The organism is Streptomyces antioxidans, assembly GCF_000968685.2.
Taxonomy (GTDB): domain Bacteria; phylum Actinomycetota; class Actinomycetes; order Streptomycetales; family Streptomycetaceae; genus Streptomyces; species Streptomyces antioxidans.
In genome coordinates, this window is sequence record NZ_LAKD02000069.1 from 20,612 (window position 1) to 38,574 (window position 17,963).

General features: G+C 72.7%; 12 protein-coding genes. 4 read left to right on the forward strand and 8 right to left on the reverse strand.

All coding sequences use genetic code 11. From position 1 onward, the window contains the following. The first annotated feature begins 88 nt into the window (after window positions 1-88). Window positions 89-1,987, forward strand: coding sequence for a DUF2029 domain-containing protein (locus VT50_RS24470; RefSeq protein ID WP_046086024.1), 1,899 nt, complete (start codon window positions 89-91; stop codon window positions 1,985-1,987). A 47-nt stretch (window positions 1,988-2,034) separates the two neighbouring features. Here the strand turns inward: VT50_RS24470 and VT50_RS24475 are convergent, their stop codons facing one another. Genes VT50_RS24475 through VT50_RS24495 form a run of 5 tightly spaced genes read right to left on the reverse strand, consistent with a single transcriptional unit; the run spans window position 2,035 to window position 9,993 of the window. Next, complete coding sequence (locus VT50_RS24475; protein ID WP_053048545.1) at window positions 2,035-3,321, reverse strand: ABC transporter substrate-binding protein; 1,287 nt, start codon at window positions 3,319-3,321, stop codon at window positions 2,035-2,037. Next, a complete protein-coding gene (locus VT50_RS24480; protein WP_046086023.1) occupies window positions 3,318-4,250 on the reverse strand; it encodes a hypothetical protein in 933 nt (310 codons plus the stop codon). Before VT50_RS24480 ends, VT50_RS24475 begins: the two co-directional genes overlap by 4 nt. Then, window positions 4,247-5,740 (reverse strand): VWA domain-containing protein, encoded by a 1,494-nt coding sequence (locus tag VT50_RS24485; protein ID WP_046086022.1) that lies wholly within the window; start codon window positions 5,738-5,740, stop codon window positions 4,247-4,249. The genes VT50_RS24480 and VT50_RS24485 overlap by 4 nt, the downstream gene beginning before the upstream one ends. Window positions 5,741-5,752: 12 nt before the next feature. Then, window positions 5,753-8,335, reverse strand: coding sequence for a serine/threonine-protein kinase (locus VT50_RS24490; RefSeq protein WP_079343882.1), 2,583 nt, complete (start codon window positions 8,333-8,335; stop codon window positions 5,753-5,755). Then, window positions 8,332-9,993, reverse strand: a complete 1,662-nt coding sequence (locus VT50_RS24495; RefSeq protein WP_240529293.1) for a S1 family peptidase — start codon at window positions 9,991-9,993, stop codon at window positions 8,332-8,334. The genes VT50_RS24490 and VT50_RS24495 overlap by 4 nt, the downstream gene beginning before the upstream one ends. Window positions 9,994-10,596: 603 nt before the next feature. Between VT50_RS24495 and VT50_RS24500 the strand changes: the two genes are divergently transcribed. Continuing rightward, a complete protein-coding gene (locus VT50_RS24500) occupies window positions 10,597-11,340 on the forward strand; it encodes an IPT/TIG domain-containing protein (protein ID WP_046089664.1) in 744 nt (247 codons plus the stop codon). A gap of 99 nt (window positions 11,341-11,439) precedes the next feature. Continuing rightward, entirely contained in the window at window positions 11,440-12,939 is a 1,500-nt protein-coding gene (locus VT50_RS24505; protein WP_075200521.1) for an IPT/TIG domain-containing protein, read from the forward strand. On the opposite strand, the gene VT50_RS24510 is transcribed toward VT50_RS24505, so the two are convergent. Beyond that, window positions 12,936-14,975: a GTP-binding protein gene (locus VT50_RS24510; protein WP_046089663.1), complete on the reverse strand. Its 2,040-nt coding sequence runs from the start codon at window positions 14,973-14,975 to the stop codon at window positions 12,936-12,938. The two genes, VT50_RS24505 and VT50_RS24510, sit on opposite strands and share 4 nt — an antisense overlap. Before the next feature lie 162 nt (window positions 14,976-15,137). Further along, window positions 15,138-15,746, reverse strand: a complete 609-nt coding sequence (locus tag VT50_RS24515) for a TetR/AcrR family transcriptional regulator (RefSeq protein WP_240529294.1) — start codon at window positions 15,744-15,746, stop codon at window positions 15,138-15,140. A gap of 137 nt (window positions 15,747-15,883) precedes the next feature. Here VT50_RS24515 and VT50_RS24520 point away from each other — a divergent pair, with 137 nt between their 5' ends. Beyond that, on the forward strand, window positions 15,884-16,711 hold the full coding sequence (locus VT50_RS24520) for an NAD(P)H-binding protein (protein ID WP_046089662.1): 828 nt from the start codon (window positions 15,884-15,886) through the stop codon (window positions 16,709-16,711). Between the two features lie 138 nt (window positions 16,712-16,849). Here the strand turns inward: VT50_RS24520 and ku are convergent, their stop codons facing one another. Next, complete coding sequence (gene ku / locus VT50_RS24525; RefSeq protein WP_046089661.1) at window positions 16,850-17,956, reverse strand: non-homologous end joining protein Ku; 1,107 nt, start codon at window positions 17,954-17,956, stop codon at window positions 16,850-16,852. Window positions 17,957-17,963: the final 7 nt, after the last annotated feature.

Below are 17,963 nucleotides of genomic sequence, written 5' to 3' on the forward strand. Positions count from 1 at the left end.
CGGCCTGGACCCGCCGCGGAACCGGAGCGATCCGGCGCGGGGTTGAGGACGATGGGGCAGACCTCGGGGGAAGACGGGGAGAGCCGCAGTGACCACCGTGGATCCGACACGGGCCGATGAAGGCGGGGGCTCGGAGGAGAGCACCGCCGCACGAATACGCGTACCCACACAGCGCTGGCCGGACGAGCCGACCGGCCCGGCGGAGGCGGGGCGCGAGAGCCGCCAGGCCGCTTCGGGCGGGCTGTTCGAGCGCGTCCGGACGGCGCTGCGCCATCCGGTTCTGGCCACCCTGGTCGCCGCCGCGCTGCTCCATCTGGTCTGGGTGGCGCTGCTCGCGAACAGCGGCGGTGACCTCGCCGCGCAGGACGCCTGGGCGGAGTTCGCCCTCCAGCATCCGGATCTGGCGTACAACCTGGCCTGGTACGGCGGGATGCACCCCGTCTCGTACAGCGTCATCTCGCCGTATCTGATGGCGGTCCTCGGGGTCCGCTCGACGATGATGGTCGCGGGGACGCTGTCCGCCGGGCTGCTCGCGCTGCTGCTGGTGCGCAGCCGTGCCGTACGGCGGCCGATGTGGCCCGCCATGTACGGCGCGTTCGCGCTGACCTGCAACGCCATCTCGGGCCGGGTGACCTTCGGGCTCGGTGCGATGTTCGGGCTCGCGGCCGTTGCCGTGATCTTCGCCTGGCCCCGGCGGTGGCGCTCCCGGCACTGGCACCACAAGACCGGACGGTTCGTCCTGGCCGCCGTGCTGTCGGCGCTGGCGACCATGTCCAGCCCGGTGGCCGGTCTGTTCGTGGGCGTCGTGGCCGCCGGGCTGTGGCTGACCAGGCGGCGCCCCGCCGCGTACGCGCTGGGGATCACCCCGGCCGTGGTGGTCGGCCTGTCGGCGTGGCTGTTCCCGTTCTCCGGTGAGCAGCCGATGGGCATCGGATCGGTGATCCTGCCGTTCATCACCGGGGCCGCCACGCTGATGTGTGTGCCGCGCAGCTGGTCGACGGTGCGGGTCGGGGCCACGCTGTACTGCCTGGGAGTGGTGCTCACCTGGGCGATTCCCTCCCAGATCGGTACCAATATCTCCCGGCTCGGCATGATCTTCGGCGGTGTGGTGCTGATCGCCGCGCTGCCCGCGGTGCGCAAGCCGCCGCGCGCCGAGTTGCGCACGACGCGCGCGGGCCGGCGCTGGACCGTTCTGGTGCTGGCGCTCGCGACCGTCACGGTGTGGCAGGGGATCAAGACCGCCGACGATGTGGTCCACACCGCCCCCTCCGCCTCCTGGGCCCGTGAGCTGGCCCCGCTGGTCGACCGGCTCAAGCGGGAGAAGGCCGACCGGGGCCGGGTCGAGGTGGTTCCGGTGCGCAGCCACCGCGAGTCCTCCGCGCTCGCCCCGTACGTCAATCTGGCGCGCGGCTGGAACCGCCAGCGCGACCTGGACCGGAACCCGATCTTCTACGGCGAGGACACCCTCACCCCGGTCAGCTACCACGAATGGCTCAAGCGCTGGGCGGTGCACTATGTGGTGCTGCCCGCGGACGACCCGGACACCGCGGCGGAGAAGGAGTCCGAACTGCTCGGCACCGATCTGCCCTATCTGCGCCAGGTCTGGTCGGACGAGAACTGGAAGCTGTACGAGGTCAAGGACCCGACGCAGATCGCCGACCCGCCCGCCACCGTGCGGCGCGCGGGCGCCGATCAGCTGGTGGTGTCGGTACGCACCAAGGGCCCGGTGCTCATCCGCATCCCGTACTCGCCGTGGCTGGGACTGGTGGACGAGGACGGGCACAGCGTCCAGGCCCCGAAGGGGGAGGACGACCGGCTGCCGATCAACCGCGAGGGCTGCCTCACCAAGCAGACCGAGGGCGGGGAAGAGGGCCAGCCGGAGGACGAGTGGACGGTGCTGCACGCCCCCGGGCCCGGCATCTACCGCATAACGGGCAAGTACCAGCTGCCGCGCGGCACGCCCTGCCCGGACGAGATGGTTCCGTGAGCCCGAACCGGTCGGCCGGGGGTCGGCAGCCTGCGCGCCGCCCCCGGTCAGCCGCAGACCGTTGACAGCCAGGGCTGGTCGGGGGTGTCCCGCAGGCTCCGGCGGATCCGCTCCAGGCTGTGCAGCAGCCCGTCCGGGGGCTTGCCGGTGTCGCTGAGGTAGGCCAGCGCGGCGCGCTGGAAGGCCACCCGCATCCGCGTGGGCATGGCGTCCGAGGCGTCCAGGCACAGCGAGGCCGAGTCCCGGAGCGTCCTCGCGATGCTCCGGCCCACGGCGTCGTCGCCCTGGGCGTCCAGCTGGACGCCGCGGTTGGCGAAGAACGGGTGGGTGCTGCTGTCGGCGGTCTTCTCGCCCCATGCCCGCTGGGCGTCGGCCGAGATCAGATAGCGCATCAGCTCCTGGGCCTGCGGGGTGTCGCGGAACATCGCGGCGAAGTCGCCGGAGACCTCCCGGGCGGTGGATCGCCGGTCGGTGTCGGGGAGGAGCCCGGGGGAGAAGGCGAAGGCCGCCTCGGCCGGGTCGGGGTATCCGCCACGGATGAACGAGCCCTGGTGCTCCAGCGCGCACGGCGGGTCCGTGCCGAACAGCTCCGTGCCCGCCTTGCGGAAGTCCGTGATCAGCGCGGTGCGCGCGGTGTCCTTGCCGAAGAGCGAACCCCAGCTCTGCCAGGCCCGCTCCACCCGGGGGTCCGTCCACGGCAGCCCGCCGGTGGCCCATTCCTGGTAGACGGAGCTGCCCTGCTGCTGGAGGAGCAGATCCTCGATCCAGTCGGTGCCGGGCCAGCCCGAGGCCGCGTCGTCGCCCATGCCGACGCACCACTGGCGGCCGTCGGCCGCGAGGGCGGGCAGGGCGCCCGGGCGGCGGTCGCGGTCGTACCACACAATGCTCTTCAGATCGGCCTTCACCGCGATCCCGTACACCGGTCCGTCGGCGCTCAGCCGGGGTGTCCACAGCTTTCCGTAGGCCGTGCGCTCCCGGCTCGGGATCACCGCGTCCAGCGGGGTCAGCTGGCGCTGGCGGGCGTACGCGGCCAGCTCGCCCGCGCTGGGCAGTACGGCGATGTCGGGCGGGGTCCCGGAGGCCACCTCCGAGGACAGCACCTCGCGCAGTGCGGTGGTGCCCTGGTAGTCCACATGGATCCCGGTACGCCGGGTGAAGGTGTCCAGCAGACCCCGGAACGCCTTGCCCTCGACGCCGGTCCATGACGCGAGCACGCTGACGCTGCCGCGCGACTGCCAGCCGCTCGTATCGCCCGCGCCCACGACACACAGCAGCACCATCCACAGCCCGAGGACCGTGGCCGTGGCGTGACCGGACCGCTTCGCCGCGCTCATCGGGGCTGGAACCGGTACTCGTCGATGCGCGGCTGCAGACCGACCAGGATCAGGGCGGTCAGCACGGCTCCGCCCACCGGTATCCAGCCGACCGCACCGGCCTGCCAATGCGCGTTCCGCATCGTGCGCGCGACCTTCCTGGCGGTGGGGCCGCCGGTGCGGCCGATGTCCGACTGGGTCAGGCTGGCCCGGGTCGACTCCAGCCGGTCCTGGGTCTGATAGGTGAACACCGCCAGCGGCAGCAGGGCGACCAGCAGCGCGGTGGCCGCCGCCAGCCAGGGGTTGACCAGCCGCCGGAAGCGGTGCCGCAGAAAGCGCTGGGTGTGGACCAGCAGCGCCGCCAGCGTGAGGAACAGCCCCGGCACCAGCAGCCACCAGGCGAACGTCAGCAGCCAGCCGAACGAGGACTGGTCGTCGAGCACGCCGAACTGCCGCTGCTGCACCGCCTTCAGACGGTCCAGGACCCCGCTGTGGTCGCGCCGCAGGATGGAGTCGGCGTACCGCAGATAGGCGTCCCTGAGCGTCGGGTTCTCGCGGTTCGCGTACGCCTGCTCGACGGTGTCGCCGTAGGAGGTCACCAGCGCCGCCGAGGTGCGCAGGGCCCCGCGCGCCGACTCGCCCCCGATGGTGCCCTTGGACACCTGGGTCAGGCTCTGCCTGGCCGTCGACAGCCTGTCGCGGTACTCCTCGCTGAGCCCCTCGAACTCCGCGGTGGGGCTGGAGATGCTGCGCCGCGCCTCGTCGTACGAGGCGTTCAGCGCGTCGATGGCGGCGGCCACCTGCAGTATCGCCGGGGTGGTCCGGTCGGTCACCGCCTTGGAGTTGCGGCTGACGCCGTAGTACGCGGCCAGCAGCGAGGTCACGGCCACCGCCGTGACCACGAGCAGGGCGATCAGCCGGCGCACCAGGAAGGCCCGGGTGGTGCTCATACCGCGCCGCCCGGTGCGCCCGATTCGGCGCTCAGCGGAGCGTTGCACTGCTGGCAGAACCCGGCGGTGGCGGGCGACCGGCGCCCGCAGGCCGGGCAGAGGACATCCGCGGCGGGCGGCGCGGCGGGCTCAGGCCGCTCCCTGCCCCTGAAGGGGGCGCTCTCCTCCGACACCACGATCACCGAGTTGAGGTCCAGCGGCCGGATGGGCTCGCGGATCCGCACCTGGCCGGTGGCCGCGTCGACGATGTGGACCAGCCCGCTCAGCCGGGCCAGCATCTTCTCGCTGCCCAGCTGATGGGCCAGCTGGACGGCGCGCCCCCACTGGCGGCGGGCCCGCTCCCGGTCACCCGCCTCGTAGGCATCGCAGCCCGCGGTGATCGCGTGACCCAGCTCGGAGTCGGCGTCGTAGTGGGCGAGCCGGGGGTCGATACGGGACGAGAGCAGCACATCGTCCGTCCACTGGACCAGCATCGACTGCGGCTCGGGCGGCGGCAGCGCGGTGTCGCCCTCCACGGCCAGCTCCACGGCGGCCAGCTCCACGTCCTCGCCCATCGGATCGCGCCGCGGATCGGCGAGCACGGACACCTGGTACTCGCGGGTCTCGTCGCCCCACGCGCTGCTGGTCCACTCCCAGGTGCGCTCATCGGGGCGGATGCCCTCGTCGGTGAGGTCCAGCCGAGTGGGGTGCACCTGCTTGACGAGGCCGACCCGGCTGCCCGCCCGGGTGCGGATCCGGATCCGCACCCCGGCCAGCGCCTTGGCCATCGAGGCGGAGACCATCTCCTCGAACTCGGCGGCCAGCGCGGAGTCCTCCAGGACCGCGTCGGCCCGGCCGCGCAGCCGGTGCGCGATCCGCTTCAGCTCGGCGGCGTCCCAGCCGTCCCCGATCCCGCGCGCGTCACAGGTGAAATGCGGGGCACAGGCGTCCAGCACCCGGTCCAGATAGCCGGGCGGATCGTGTTCATTGCGGCCATCGGTGAGCAGCAGGGTGTGCCGGATCGCGGCGGGCTGGCGCTGGTGGAGCCGCCGGGCGAGGTCCAGCCAGGAGCCGATCGCGGTGCCGCCGATCGCGGGCAGCCGGGCCGCCACCCGGGCGGCGGCGGCCTTGGTGTCCGGCCCCGCAACCGCCATGCCGCCGGTGAACGGATAGACCACCTGGGCCTGTTCGGTGCCCTCGACGATCGCGAAGCGGGTGCCGTCGCGCAGTATGCCCACCGCGGTGGCGGTGGCCCGCCGCGCCGCCGCGATCTTCGTGGGCGGCCAGCTCATCGACATCGAGCAGTCGATGACGATGACCTCCGACGTGGCGGTACGGGCCGCAGCCGGGCCCAGGCCGTGGGCCCGCACACTGACGATGGCGTGCATCTCGGTGCGGCCCGCGGAGGCGGGCAGGTACTTGTTCTGATGCACCCGCAGGGTGAGGGCCGGGCCCCCGCCCGCGCCCTCCGGGCCTGGGCCGTGCTGTCTCTTCCTGCGGTCCTCGTTCATCTGATCCCCCTGTCAGACGCGGGTCACGGGCCGGATGGCGTTCGCTCGGTCGATCAGCGCCCCGAGCGCATCGGGGCTGTCCGCCTGCCGGGCCACCCGGCGCAGCGTCAGCTCCAATTCCCCGCGCAGCGCGCTTTCGTCCTCCCACTCCCCATACACCAGCGGCGCGGGTTCGGTTCCCCTCCGGTGCGCTTCAGCCGCCAGATCGGCTCGCCCCTTCCCCGCCCAGCGCTGGTTCCCCACCCAGCGCCCCTTCCCCGCCCAGCGCCGTGCACGGGCGCGCTCAGCGGGCTCACCCCTCCGCTCCCCGGCGCCGGAGCCATACCCGGACCCGGACCCGGCCTGCCGCTCCGCCCAGTCCAGCGTCACCTCCAGCGACTCCGCCGTCAGCCGGTCGCGCGCCGGACCGGACTCGCGCCCCTCGTCCAGAAACAGCCGCGGCAGCCTCGTGCGCACCTCCGCCAGGTCCTCGGCCGTCGGGAGGGCATCCGGGTGGCCGAGCCGCCCCGACAGCACCCGCACTATGGCGATCCGCGCCGCGTCGTAGTGGCGGGAGACCTTCGGCACCCCGCCCAGGATCTCCACCGCGCCGCCCCGGTCACCCGCCGCGAGCCGGAGCCGGGCCAGCCCGAAGGCGGCGCTGCCCTGTGAGCGGTTGCGCTGCCATACCGCCTCGTAGAACCGCTTGGCGGCCCCGTGGTCGCCCAGGTGCTCGGCGCAGTAGCCGAGCGCCAGCTTGGGGGCGTACTCCCCGGGCAGGGCGCTGTACACCTCGTCGAACTCCCGCCGGGCGTCGGCCACCGCGCCGTCCGCGAGCCGCAGCAGGGCGCGGTGCCAGGACAGCCGCCAGTCATACGGGGCGGCGGAGCCGATCAGCTCCACCGCGATCGCCAACTCGTCCGTCGCCGCGTCCCGTTCTCCCAGCTCCAGATAGGCGCGGCAGACGCGCAACCGGATCTCGGTGGAGGGGCGGGGGAAGGCGTGCAGCTGCTCGATCAGCCGCCGCGGCCCGCTGTCGGTCGGGACGCCCAGCAGGGCCGCGCCGGGATCCCCCGGGTCAGGGAACGGCACCGGCAGTCCGAGCGGCACCCGCTCGGGCCGGGGCAGCCCGGACGCCAGCAGCGGGCGCGGCTCCCCGTCCAGCCAGCGCTCCAGGTCCGGGATCCGGCCCAGCGAGGCGTCAAGCAGCGCTGAGGTGGGGGCGAAGAGCGTGGACGGCTCCGGCTGCTCACGGTTCAGCCGCAGCGAGTGGATCTCCCGCAGTACGCCCCACAGTTGCTCGGACATCTCCGCGGCCGATCCGAACCGCCGCTCCGGGTCGGCCGCCGTGGCGCGGGCCAGCACCCGGCGGTAGGACTCGGCGCCCAGGCCCGGCGGTCGCTGGGCCTGCCGGGCGGCCTTGTCCGATAACTCCTCGAGCGTTCTGCCGACCCCGAAGAGGTCATGGCGCTCAGTGAGGGCGGAGGCGCCCCGGGCCAGCACCTCGGGGGCGGCGAACCCCTCGGTGATCACCGGCGGCCCGCCGTCCCGCTGGCCCAGCCGCCACACCGCGCCGAGGTCGATCACCTTGACCCGGTCCTCGTAGTGCATCACGTTGCTCGGCTTGAGATCGCAGTACAGCAGCTTCTCGCCGTGCAGATAGCCCACTGCGCGCAGCACCAGACAGCCGTAGGCCATGATGTGCTCGTACAGCCGCGGCCCGTCGTACGGCTTCACCGCGTCCGCGATGTGGTCCTTGATCTGGGCGAGCGTCATCCCGCCGACGAACTCCATCACGATGTAGCCCGTCAGCGCGCCGCCGCGGGGGTCGGGCTGGGTGACGTAGTTGATGATCCGGACGATGCCGGGGTGGTCGAGCATGGTCAGATAGCGGCGCTCCTCGACCGCCACCCGCAGGGCCGCCTCATCCTCGTTGTTGATCAGGCCTTTGATGGCCACGGGCTGGTCGTCCAGCTGGGTGTCCTCGGCGAGATAGACCCAGCCGAGCCCGCCGTACCCTACACAGCCGATCACCCGGTACTGATCGCCCAGCAGATCGCCGGGGCTCAGCCGCGGGGTGAAGTCGAACGGATGGCGGCAGCGCGGGCAGTAGCCCCGGGAGAGCCCGGGCTGTCCGGCGTAGGGCGCGCCCACGATCTCCTCGCACCCCTGCCAGCCGCAGGTCTGGCCGCGCGACGGCGGACGCGGATCGTCCATCACCAGGTCGCGCAGCGAGGGGAGTTCGACCCGGGGCAGGTCCAGCAGGCCCTCGGCCGCGGGCCGCACCGTGAACTTCCGCGCCACATCGCGCCGGCGGGCACGGGCCGTGGTCGCGGTCGACTCGGACCCCAGGGGCGCGCCGGGCTCGGCGGGCGGAGGGACGGCGGGCTCGGCGGGCGGGGGAGCGGGCGGAGGGACGGCGGGCAGGGGCCTGCGGCCACACTCCGAGCAGAACCCCCGGGCGTTGATCCGGCCCAGGCCCTCGCCGCGGCAGTCCGGGCGGTCGCAGAGCGTCCCAGCCGTCTGGTCTGTCGGGTACGTCGAGCCCGTTTGGTCCGTCGGGTCTGTCCGGCTCGTCGTGTCTGTCCGGCTCGTCGGGTCCGTTGGGTTCGTCATGGCGCCTCCCCCTCCGGCGGTGTGTGCACGGCGGCCACGAACCGGTCGACGGCCCGGCGGGCCTCCGGCAGGTCGCAGGGCACCTCGGCCAGCAGCCGCACCGCGGCGCGGTGCAGCGGAATGAGCTCGGCCCGCTCGGACTCGGCCTTGGCCCCGAGCATCGCCGTGTACGACACCAGCTGCCACTTCAGCTCCTGGACCGCCGGCTGCTGGGCGTCGATCACCTTCAGGGTCTCCTCGGCCCGCTCGGCGACCGCCCGCACCGAGTGCTCGAACGCGGCCAGTTTGGCCACGATGCGGTGGGAGCGCAGCTCGGGGTCGGAGCGCAGCCGGGTCAGATTGATCCGCAGGGCCGTGGCGTCCTCGGCGTCCGATAAGGACGAGCGGCGCACCCCGCGCTCGGCCGTCTCGTGCTCGCGGTCGGCGGCGAGGGCCACCCGCCCGGCGAGCTCGTCGAGCCAGGCGTCGATCCGGGCCGCCTCCGGGCGGAACAGCCGCTCGGCCGCCCGCAGTCCGCTCGAGTGGGGGTCGCGGAAGACCAGCAGCAGCCGGCTGCCCCGGTCGGCGAGCAGCTTCATGAAGCCGACCAGCGCCTCGGGGTCGCGGGCGCGGTCCACGCCGACGGCCACGATGGTGAGCGGCACCGCGTTGGCCCGGACCCGGCTGAGCGGGGAGGTGTCGCCGGGCGAGCGCAGATCCATCCGGTCCGCGACCCGCAGCGCGACCTCGGTGTCGGTGCGCTTGGTGACGTCGATGGCCAGGTCCACGCTGCCCAGCGGCGGTACGGTGCCGTGTGGCGCGGCCGAGACCGCCTCGTCGGGGCCGCCGCCCGACAGCTCGCGGTCGGCGAGGGTGATGGCGCGGCTGAGCGCCTCGTACCGCGCGTGGTCGTCGTCCTCGATGACCACGGTCTCCACGTCGGCGATGCCCGCGCGCCCGGTCAGGGGCTCCCGGCGCAGCCATATGGCGAGCCGCTGGGCGAACCCGATGTCCTGGACACCGCCGGTGGTCAGCGGGGAGACCAGCGGCCGGTCCACCCCGGGGTCGCCGCGCACCCAGCGGTGGACCACCGGCAGATGGCGCACGATCGTCTCGACCGGGATCATGTAGGAGACGCTGAGCCGCTCGGCCGGGGGCACGTCGACGGGGTCGTCGTACCGGCTGACGACCATGCCGATGACATGCCGGGTCGCCTCGTCCTCCACCCCGGCGCCGCTGAAGCCCTTACGGACCACATCCCTGGGCGACTTGGGGTCAAGGCCCACCCACTCCGCCCGGGGGCCGACCCGCCCGGCGGTCTTAGCCCGCAGATAGTGGCCGTTGTCGAGCCCCTTGGGGAAGCCGCCCATCCACACCGGCCGGCCCAGCACCGGCGGCAGCCGGTAGAGCGGCGCGGCGTGCTCTGCGGGCTGTGGCCGCCCGAGCCGCAGCAGCGCCACATCGCCGCATCCGTCGGAGCGCTGGGGCACCCAGCAGCCGGCGGCGACGCGTGCGGGAACGGGCCGGGCCTCATGCACCTCGACGAGCTCGACCAGCACCTCGGTGGCGGGCACCGGAAGCCCGTCGTCGGGGATCACATGGGCGCACGTCAGCACCGTCTCACTGCCCAGGAGGATTCCGGCGCCCAGGACGTCACCGGCCGAACTACGGATCCTCACCCGCCAAGTGCCCCCGTTGGAGGTCGCATCGGCGGTAATGCCCATTTCCGCCCCCATGCGGCAAGAGCATACGCCCGGGCGGTACGGAAGTGACCCGTCCGTCCGATGGGTCACGGGAACGGGTGAGGTGCGCGGCAGCGGCGGGACGGGGGCGCGCCAGCGGCCGGGCAGGGGCGGGGCAGTAGCCGGGCAGGGGGGAGCGGCGGGGTCCTCAAGAGGAGCGTGACGGGCTCTAAGAGGGGCGTGACGGGTCCGGAGAGGGGCGCGCCAGGGCCGTTACGGAGCGGGATGGCAGGCCCGGCGCGCATGATGTACGGCGCCGCCGGTCTCGCGCGCCCGGCCATTCGGGTGACGTGGCGTCACCCCTTCTTGTGGCGCGCTACGTCGGATGGATTACTGAAAGTGTGCGGTGGAACCTCCCGTCGATTCTTTCGGCGCTGGGGGCGCCGCGTCCTCGCCGGAGCCGGGCGCCAGGCGTACCGCGAGGAGGACCGGGCGGGTGCCCCAAAGCCCGCTGTCGCGCACCGGGTTTCCGTGAGCGCGTAGCGGGTCCAGCCCGCCCGGTCCCGTCCACGCCCGCCCTCACTCAGGAGGCAACACCCCATGCCCATCTCGCCCAACCAAGGGTCCACCGCAGGCGGTACGACCGTCACCATCACCGGCGTCAACCTCGGTGGCGCCACGGCCGTTCACTTCGGCAGCAAGCTCGCCACCATCACCGCCAACACCCCCACGTCCGTCACCGTCATCTCACCGTCCGGCGCCGGGGTGGTGCCGGTGACCGTGACCACGGGCGGCGGCACCAGCAATCCGCTGAACTTCTTCTACATCGGAGCGCCCTTCAAGACCGGGCTGAGCGACAGCTCGGGCCCGCTCGCGGGCGGCAACACCATCACCATCAACGGCACCGCCCTCTCGACCGCCACCTCCGTGAGCTTCGGCGCCAACTCCGCGACCCCGACCGTGGTCAACGACGGCCAGCTGACCGTCACCGTCCCCGCGGGCGCGGCGGAAGGGTCGGTGGGCGTCAGCGTGACCACGGCGGGCGGCACCAACAACGGTCTGACGTACACCTACGTCGACACGCCCACCATCATCTCCGTCGCTCCCACCTCCGGGCCCACCTCCGGTGGCACATCGGTGACCATCACCGGCACCGACCTCAGCACCACCGAGTCGGTGACCTTCGGCGGCACACCTGCGCCGTTCGGCGTCATCAGTGACACCGTCGTCACGGCCGTGACGCCTCCGGGCGCCGCCGGTCCGGTGGACGTCGTGGTCACCACCAACGGTGGCAGCGCCACCGCCGCCGACGGCTTCAGCTACGCCGCCGGTCCCGGCATCTGATCACCCATGGGACGACCCGCCAGAAGGAGATCCACCTTGAGCACCCCTCAAGCCACAGGTAAAGGCACCGGTGCCTCGACGGCCGCGGCGTCCCCTCCCGTGATCAGTTCCGTGAGCCCCGCCGCCGGTTCGACCGGCGGCGGGACCCAGGTCACCCTGACCGGGAGCAACTTCACCCAGGCCACGGCGGTCCGCTTCGGCCCGAACTTCGCCTTGTCGTACACCGTGGTCTCCGCCACGCAGATCACGGCGGTGTCCCCGCCGGGCAGCGGCACCGTGCAGATCACGGTGACGACACCGGGCGGGACGAGCAACGGGGTGGCGTTCGGCTATGCCGCCTCCCCCACCCTCACCGGCATCTCGCCGAGCACGGGCCCCGCCTCCGGTGGTACGACGGTCACCCTCACCGGCACCAACCTCCTCAATGCCACGGCGGTCAGGTTCGGGGCCGTCAACGCGACCTCCTTCACGGTGGTCTCCGCCACGCAGATCACGGCGGTGTCCCCGCCGGGGAGCGGCACCGTGCAGGTCACGGTGACGACACCGGGCGGCACGAGCAATGGCGTTCCGTTCAGCTACTCGGCGGTGCCGGCGCCCGTGCTCACCACCGTGGTTCCGGGACAGGGGCCGCCGAGCGGGGGCAATACGGTCACGCTGACGGGGAGCGGCTTCACGAGCGCTACGGCGGTGCGCTTCGGTGCGACGCCGGCCACGTCGTTCACGGTGGTGTCCGACACGCAGATCACGGCGGTGGCGCCGCCGGGCACCGGCACCGTGCAGGTCACGGTGACCGGGCCCGGCGGTACGAGCAACGGCCAGCCGTACAGCTATGTGACGGCGCCGGTGCCCGTGCTCATCTCCGCCTCCCCTGACCAGGGCCCGGTCGTTGGCGGGAACACGGTGACGCTCGCCGGTAGCGACCTTACGGGCGTCACCGCCGTCACCTTCGGCTCCACGCCCGCACTGTCGTTCACGGTGGACTCGGCCACCCAGATCACCGCGGTCGCCCCGCCCGGGGCGGCCGGGCCGGTGCAGATCACGGTGACCGGGCCGGGTGGGACGAGCAACGGGGTGGCGTACTTCTACGTCGGCGTCCCCACCCTCACCGATGCCTCACCCGCCACGGGGCCCGCCTCCGGTGGTACGACCGTGACCCTGACCGGCACCAACCTCCTCAACGCGACGGCGGTGAAGTTCGGGGCCGTCGACGCGACCTCCTTCACGGTGGTGTCCGCCACGCAGATCACGGCGGTGTCCCCGCCGGGCAGCGGCACCGTGCAGATCACGGTGGTGACGCCCGGTGGGACGAGCAACGGCGTCCCGTTCACCTATGTCGCCGCTCCCGTCCTCACCAGCCTTTCGCCCACCGAGGGGCCGGTCGCGGGCGGGAACACGGTCACGCTCTTCGGCAGCGGTCTCGCCACCACCAGCTCGGTGCTCTTCGACTCCACACCCGTTTCCTTCACCATCGTCTCCGACAGTGCCGTCACCGCGGTCGCACCGGCCGGGCCCGCCGGGCCGGTGAACGTGACCGTCACCACTCCCGGCGGCACCAGCAACAGTCTCGTCTACAACCGCGTGGGGCCTCCCGAGATCTAGGCCCCGGTGCCGGGGGCAGCCCCGGCACGCAGCGGCCGGTCGGCGCACGGCCGGGACCACCACACCCCCTCGCCGTGCGTCAGCCGGGGCAGTACCTGCTCGAAACCGTGCACCCGGCGGGCCGGGAGCTCGCCCCGCAGCAGCCATCCGGTGGCACCGTCCACGCTCTCGCCGATGTCCGCCTCGGCGGCGGCGAGGTGGGCGGTGACCGGGGCGAGCGTCTCGGCCGGAAGCTCCAGCTCGAAGGCGTGGTACGGCTCGTAGATCCGCCACCCGGCCCGTTCCAGGGCATCACCGAGCACCACGGGGGTGATGTCGCGGAAGTCGGCCGCGGTGCTCTCCGGGCCGAGGAAACCGGAGCGTACGAGCACGACCCGGCAGTCCGTCACCGAACGCCCGCGGGGCCCGTGGAGCAGCGTCTCGTACACGGTGTCCTCGATCGCGTTGTGGAACGCGCGGGGCAGCGCGCCCAGTTCGGTCTCATAGCCGAAGACCGCCCCGGCGCCGCGCTCGGTGGGCTCCACGCGCAGCCCTACGGTCGCCCACGGCCCGGTGTGGTCGGAACGCGCGATCTCATGAACGGCCTCGCCGACCCCCGAGGGGCGCTCGACCAGCACGGGCCGGCTCGGCTCGAAGTCCGCCTCGATGCCGTAGTCCTGGACCAGCGTGGCCGCGATGATCTCCTTCTGCACCTCCCCGTACAGCAGCACCGAGGTGGCTCCGCCCGGCATCGCCCGCGCGTGGATCAGCGGGTCCTGGTCGGCCAGCTCCAGCAGCGCGGTGTGCAGCCGGGACGCGGCGGTGGCGCCGGGCTCGCGGGCGCGGACGAGGGTCTGGAGACTGGGCGCGGCGAAGTGCCGCCGGTCCGACGGGGCGTCATGGACGGGCCCGAGCCGGTCGCCGACCCGGACCCCGGGCAGCCCCTTGATCCTCGCGATGTTCCCGGCGGTCAGTGGCCCCCTTACGGTTCCCGCGGCTCCGATGACCTCCAGTGCGGTGATCTGCCCGGTGTGTTCGGTCAGGGCGCCGCCGGGCTCGCGGCGGTGCAGGGTCACCCGCTGGCGGAGCGTCACCTCGCCGGAGAACAGCCGCAGATAGGCCGTACGGCCACCACGGGCACTGTTTCCGCCGCCCGCGGCGCCGCTGCCGCCTGCGCCGCCTCCGCCCGTGCCGCTTCTGCCGCCTCCGCCTGTGCCGCCTCCGCCGCGCTCGACGGCGAAGACCGTGCCGCGCGGCTCCGTGCCGCCCGGCGCGGGCGGCACCAGCCGTGCCACCCCCTCGACCAGCGCCCCGACGCCCTGGCCGCTGAGCGCCGAGCCGAAGAACACCGGATGCACCAGCCCCTCCGCCGTACGGGCCGCGAGCGCCGTCTCCACCTCCTCGGCCGAGGGCAGCGAGCCGTCCACGACCCGCGCGAGCATCGCGTCATCGGTCTCGGCCAGCACCTCGGCCGCCTCCGCGCGCACCCCAGGATCCTCCAGGGAACGCGGCCGGACGCGGGCGTTCCGCGTGCCCAGGCCCCTTACGGACGTCAGCGGGACGAGATGTGGCGCCAGGACGCGCCGGACATCGGCGAGCAGCCCCTCGTCGCGGGCGCCCGCACGGTCGATCTTGTTGATGAAGAGCAGCACCGGGAGCCGCAGCCGCCGCAGCGTCTTCATCAGCACCCTGGTCTGCGCCTGGACGCCCTCGACGGCGGACAGCACGAGCACCGCGCCGTCGAGCACCCCGAGGGCGCGCTCGACCTCGGCGATGAAGTCGGAGTGGCCGGGGGTGTCGATCAGGTTGATCTGGGTGTCCCCGGTGTCCCTGGTGTTCCCGGCGGTGAGGGACGCGACCGCGGTCCGTACGGTGATACCGCGCTGCCGCTCGATCTCGCCGGTGTCGGTCTGGGTGTCCCCGGCGTCGACGCTGCCGAGCCGGTCGATCACCCCGGCGTCGTAGAGCAGCCGCTCGGTCAGGCTGGTCTTACCGGCGTCGACATGGGCGAGCACACCGATGTTGAGGGTCTGTGAGACCCGTGAAGAGCTGGGCATGGATGCTGAAGTCCTCGAAAACGGTCGTCCGGTGGGGGCACTGAGTCGTTCCGAGGAATCGGCGCATCGGTCGCTCCTGCTCGTAGAGGTGAGGTCGCGGACATCCTGGACACCGGGGCGGGCGGAGGCAACCGAATTACGAGCCGACGGCAGGGCGCACGGTTACGTGGCGAGGTGGCGGACGATCCGGCGGAGCTGCTGCTCCCACCGCTCCCGGAACTCCGGCGAGTCCGGCTCGATCCCGAAGATCTGGCGGACGGCGTGGGGCATCGTGGCCGGTGCGGAGACCACGGCGTAGCACATCAGCAGCATGGCGGCCGGGTCGAGGTCGTCTGCAAGCTCGCCCGCCGCCTGACGGCGCCGCATGTCGGACAGGTCCTCGCGCGGCTCGTCCCCGACCTCGCCGGTCAGCGCCTGCCAGATGGCCAGCCGGATGCCGCGGGGGTCGTCGAACGCCGCCCGGAGATAGCGCGCTAGCAGCTCCTCGAAGGGGAGCGCGGGGTCGTTGAAGGTCGCCTCGCGCCGCAGCCACTCGCGGCCCAGCTCCCGGTAAAGGCCCTCCTTACCGCCGAAGTAGTAGGTGATCAGCTGCTTGTTGAGGCCCGCACGGTCCGCGATGTCCTGGACGCGCGCCCCCGCGAACCCCTTCTCGGAGAACTCGTCCATGGCCGCCTCGAGCAGCAGCCGCCGGGAGCGCGCCGGGTCCAGCTTGCGCTCCTCCGGCGCGGGGGCGCGACGGGCTCCCCTGGACGTCCCGTGCATCGTCGTCATCTCCTCTTCCTGGGCCCCGGACAGGCTAACCGGGGGACCCCGCCACGCTCTCATCTAACTGTTTGACAACTTCATCCGCTTGGATGAACCTGGCGGGGCTACATAACGGGATCGCGGTACGGGCAAGGAGATTGATCATGTTCGTGGTGACCGGAGCCACCGGAAACGTCGGCAGCCATGTGGTGAAGTACCTGGCCGACGCGGGCGCCGAGGTGCTCGCGCTCACCCGCGACCCGGAGGCGGCCCGGCTGCCGGCGGGCGTGCGGACGGCCCGCACCGATGAGCTGCCCCTGGAGGGTGCCACGGCGCTGTTCCTCAACCCCGCGGTGGTCTGGCAGGTCGGGCCCGAGAAGCTTCTCGAGCGGGCCAAGTCCAGCGGGGTACGGCGGATCGTGATGCTCTCCTCGTCCTCCGTCCTGGATGACACCGATCCGCAGCGCAACCCGATCGGCGCCCGCCACCGCGCGCTGGAGGACGAGGTCAAGGCCACGGGGCCGGAGTGGACGTTCGTCCGCCCGGGCGGCTTCGCGGCGAACGCGCTGCAGTGGGCGGACCAGATCAAGGCCGGAGACGTGGTGTACGGGCCGTACGCCAGGGCGCAGATGGCGCTCATCCACGAGGCCGACATGGGCGAGGTCGCCGCCCGCGCCCTGCTCACCGACGACCTGGTCGGCAAGGCCCCCGAGCTGACCGGTCCCGAGTCGCTGAGCTTCGCCGACCAGGTGCGGATCATCGGTGAGGCCGTCGGACGGCCGCTGCGGTACGAGGAGATCCCGCACGAGACGGCGCGGGAGCAGATGGTCGGCGGGTTCCTCACGCCGGACATGGCGGACTCCCTGCTGCGCGTCTACGCGGAGCTGGTGGACCGGTCGCAGGCGATCTCGCCCGAGGTCGAGCGCATCACGGGGCACCCCGGGCGTACGTTCGCGCAGTGGGCGGCGGACCACGCGGCCGACTTCAGCTGACCGCGGTCGCGGGTCGTGCCTGCGGCGGGCTTGTCCCTTGGGCCCAGGACGGGCTGAAATCAGCCCCTCCGGCGCTTGAGGAGCGGGGTCCGGGGCGGAGCCCCGGTTGTGGGAAGGGGCGGGCAGGGGAAAGCCCCCTCAGGAGGCGGTCCGCGTGCCGCGCCCGCCCGTCTGCTTCTTCGCGGTGGACTTCTTGGCCGCGGTCTTCTTGGCCGCGGCCCTCTTCGTGCCCGTCTGCTTCTTCCCGGCGGCCTTCCCCGAGGGCTTCTCCTCCGCGGACTTGGCCGTCTTCGCCGTCTTCGACCCGCCCCTCTTCGCCGCCGTCTTCTTCTCGGTCTTCTCGGCCGCGGGTGCCTTCTTCGCCGACGCGGCCTTCTTCGCCGGAGCCTTCTTGCGGCCGCGCAGTTCGTGGACCGTCGCCCCGGCCTCCGCCTCCTCCCCGGCCTCGCCCTCCGCGGCCCCCTCGCCCCGGGACTCCTTGGCGCTGCGGACGCTCTCCTTCAGCGCCGACATCAGGTCGACCACCTGCGCGCCCTCAGGCCGCTCGCCGGGCTCGGCGGTGGGCGTGGCGCCGGACACCTTCGCCGCCACCAGCTCCTCAAGCGCCTCGTGGTACTCGTCGCGCAGATCGTTCAGATCGATCTCTCCGAGCGTCTGCATCAGGGTGTCCGCGAGGTCCAGTTCGGCCGGTTTCACGGTCACCTTCTCCTTGGGGGCTACCCCCGCGGGCTCGCGCACCTCGTCCGGCCAGAGCAGCCGGTGCAGCGCGATCGTGTCGCCCACGACGCGGAGCATCCCCAGCCGCTCGCGGCCGCGGTGGGCGTATTTGGTGATGGCGACCTTCTCGCTGCGCTTTAGGGCCTCGCGCAGCAGGGTGTACGGCTTGGCCCCGGCGGCGCCGCTGGTGCCCAGGTAGTAGGCGTCGCCCAGCTGGAGCGGATCGATCTCGGAGGCGGAGACGAACGCCTCGATCTCCAGGGTGTGGGTGGTGGGCAGCGGAAGGGCCGCCAGGTCCTCGTCGGTGATCGGGACCAGCGCGCCGTCGGCGTCCTCGTACGCCCGCCCGATCTCGCTCGACTCGACCGGCTTGTCCTCGAGCTCGCAGAACTTGCGGTAGCGGATGCGACCGTTGTCGCGCATATGGATCTGCCGGAACGAGATCGAGTGGTCCTCGGTGGCCGGATAGATCTTGATCGGAATGCTCACCAGGCCAAAGGAAATGTTCCCGTTCCAGATAGATCGCATACTTGAT

Bases quoted from the DNA above. Each gene is read 5' to 3' on its own strand.
- VT50_RS24475 (WP_053048545.1), bottom strand. From the start codon at position 3,321: ATGAGCGCGGCGAAGCGGTCCGGTCACGCCACGGCCACGGTCCTCGGG.
- VT50_RS24480 (WP_046086023.1), bottom strand. From the start codon at position 4,250: ATGAGCACCACCCGGGCCTTCCTGGTGCGCCGGCTGATCGCCCTGCTC.
- VT50_RS24485 (WP_046086022.1), bottom strand. From the start codon at position 5,740: ATGAACGAGGACCGCAGGAAGAGACAGCACGGCCCAGGCCCGGAGGGC.
- VT50_RS24490 (WP_079343882.1), bottom strand. From the start codon at position 8,335: ATGACGAACCCAACGGACCCGACGAGCCGGACAGACACGACGAGCCGG.
- VT50_RS24500 (WP_046089664.1), top strand. From the start codon at position 10,597: ATGCCCATCTCGCCCAACCAAGGGTCCACCGCAGGCGGTACGACCGTC.
- VT50_RS24510 (WP_046089663.1), bottom strand. From the start codon at position 14,975: ATGCCCAGCTCTTCACGGGTCTCACAGACCCTCAACATCGGTGTGCTC.
- VT50_RS24515 (WP_240529294.1), bottom strand. From the start codon at position 15,746: ATGACGACGATGCACGGGACGTCCAGGGGAGCCCGTCGCGCCCCCGCG.
- VT50_RS24520 (WP_046089662.1), top strand. From the start codon at position 15,884: ATGTTCGTGGTGACCGGAGCCACCGGAAACGTCGGCAGCCATGTGGTG.
- ku (WP_046089661.1), bottom strand. From the start codon at position 17,956: ATGCGATCTATCTGGAACGGGAACATTTCCTTTGGCCTGGTGAGCATT.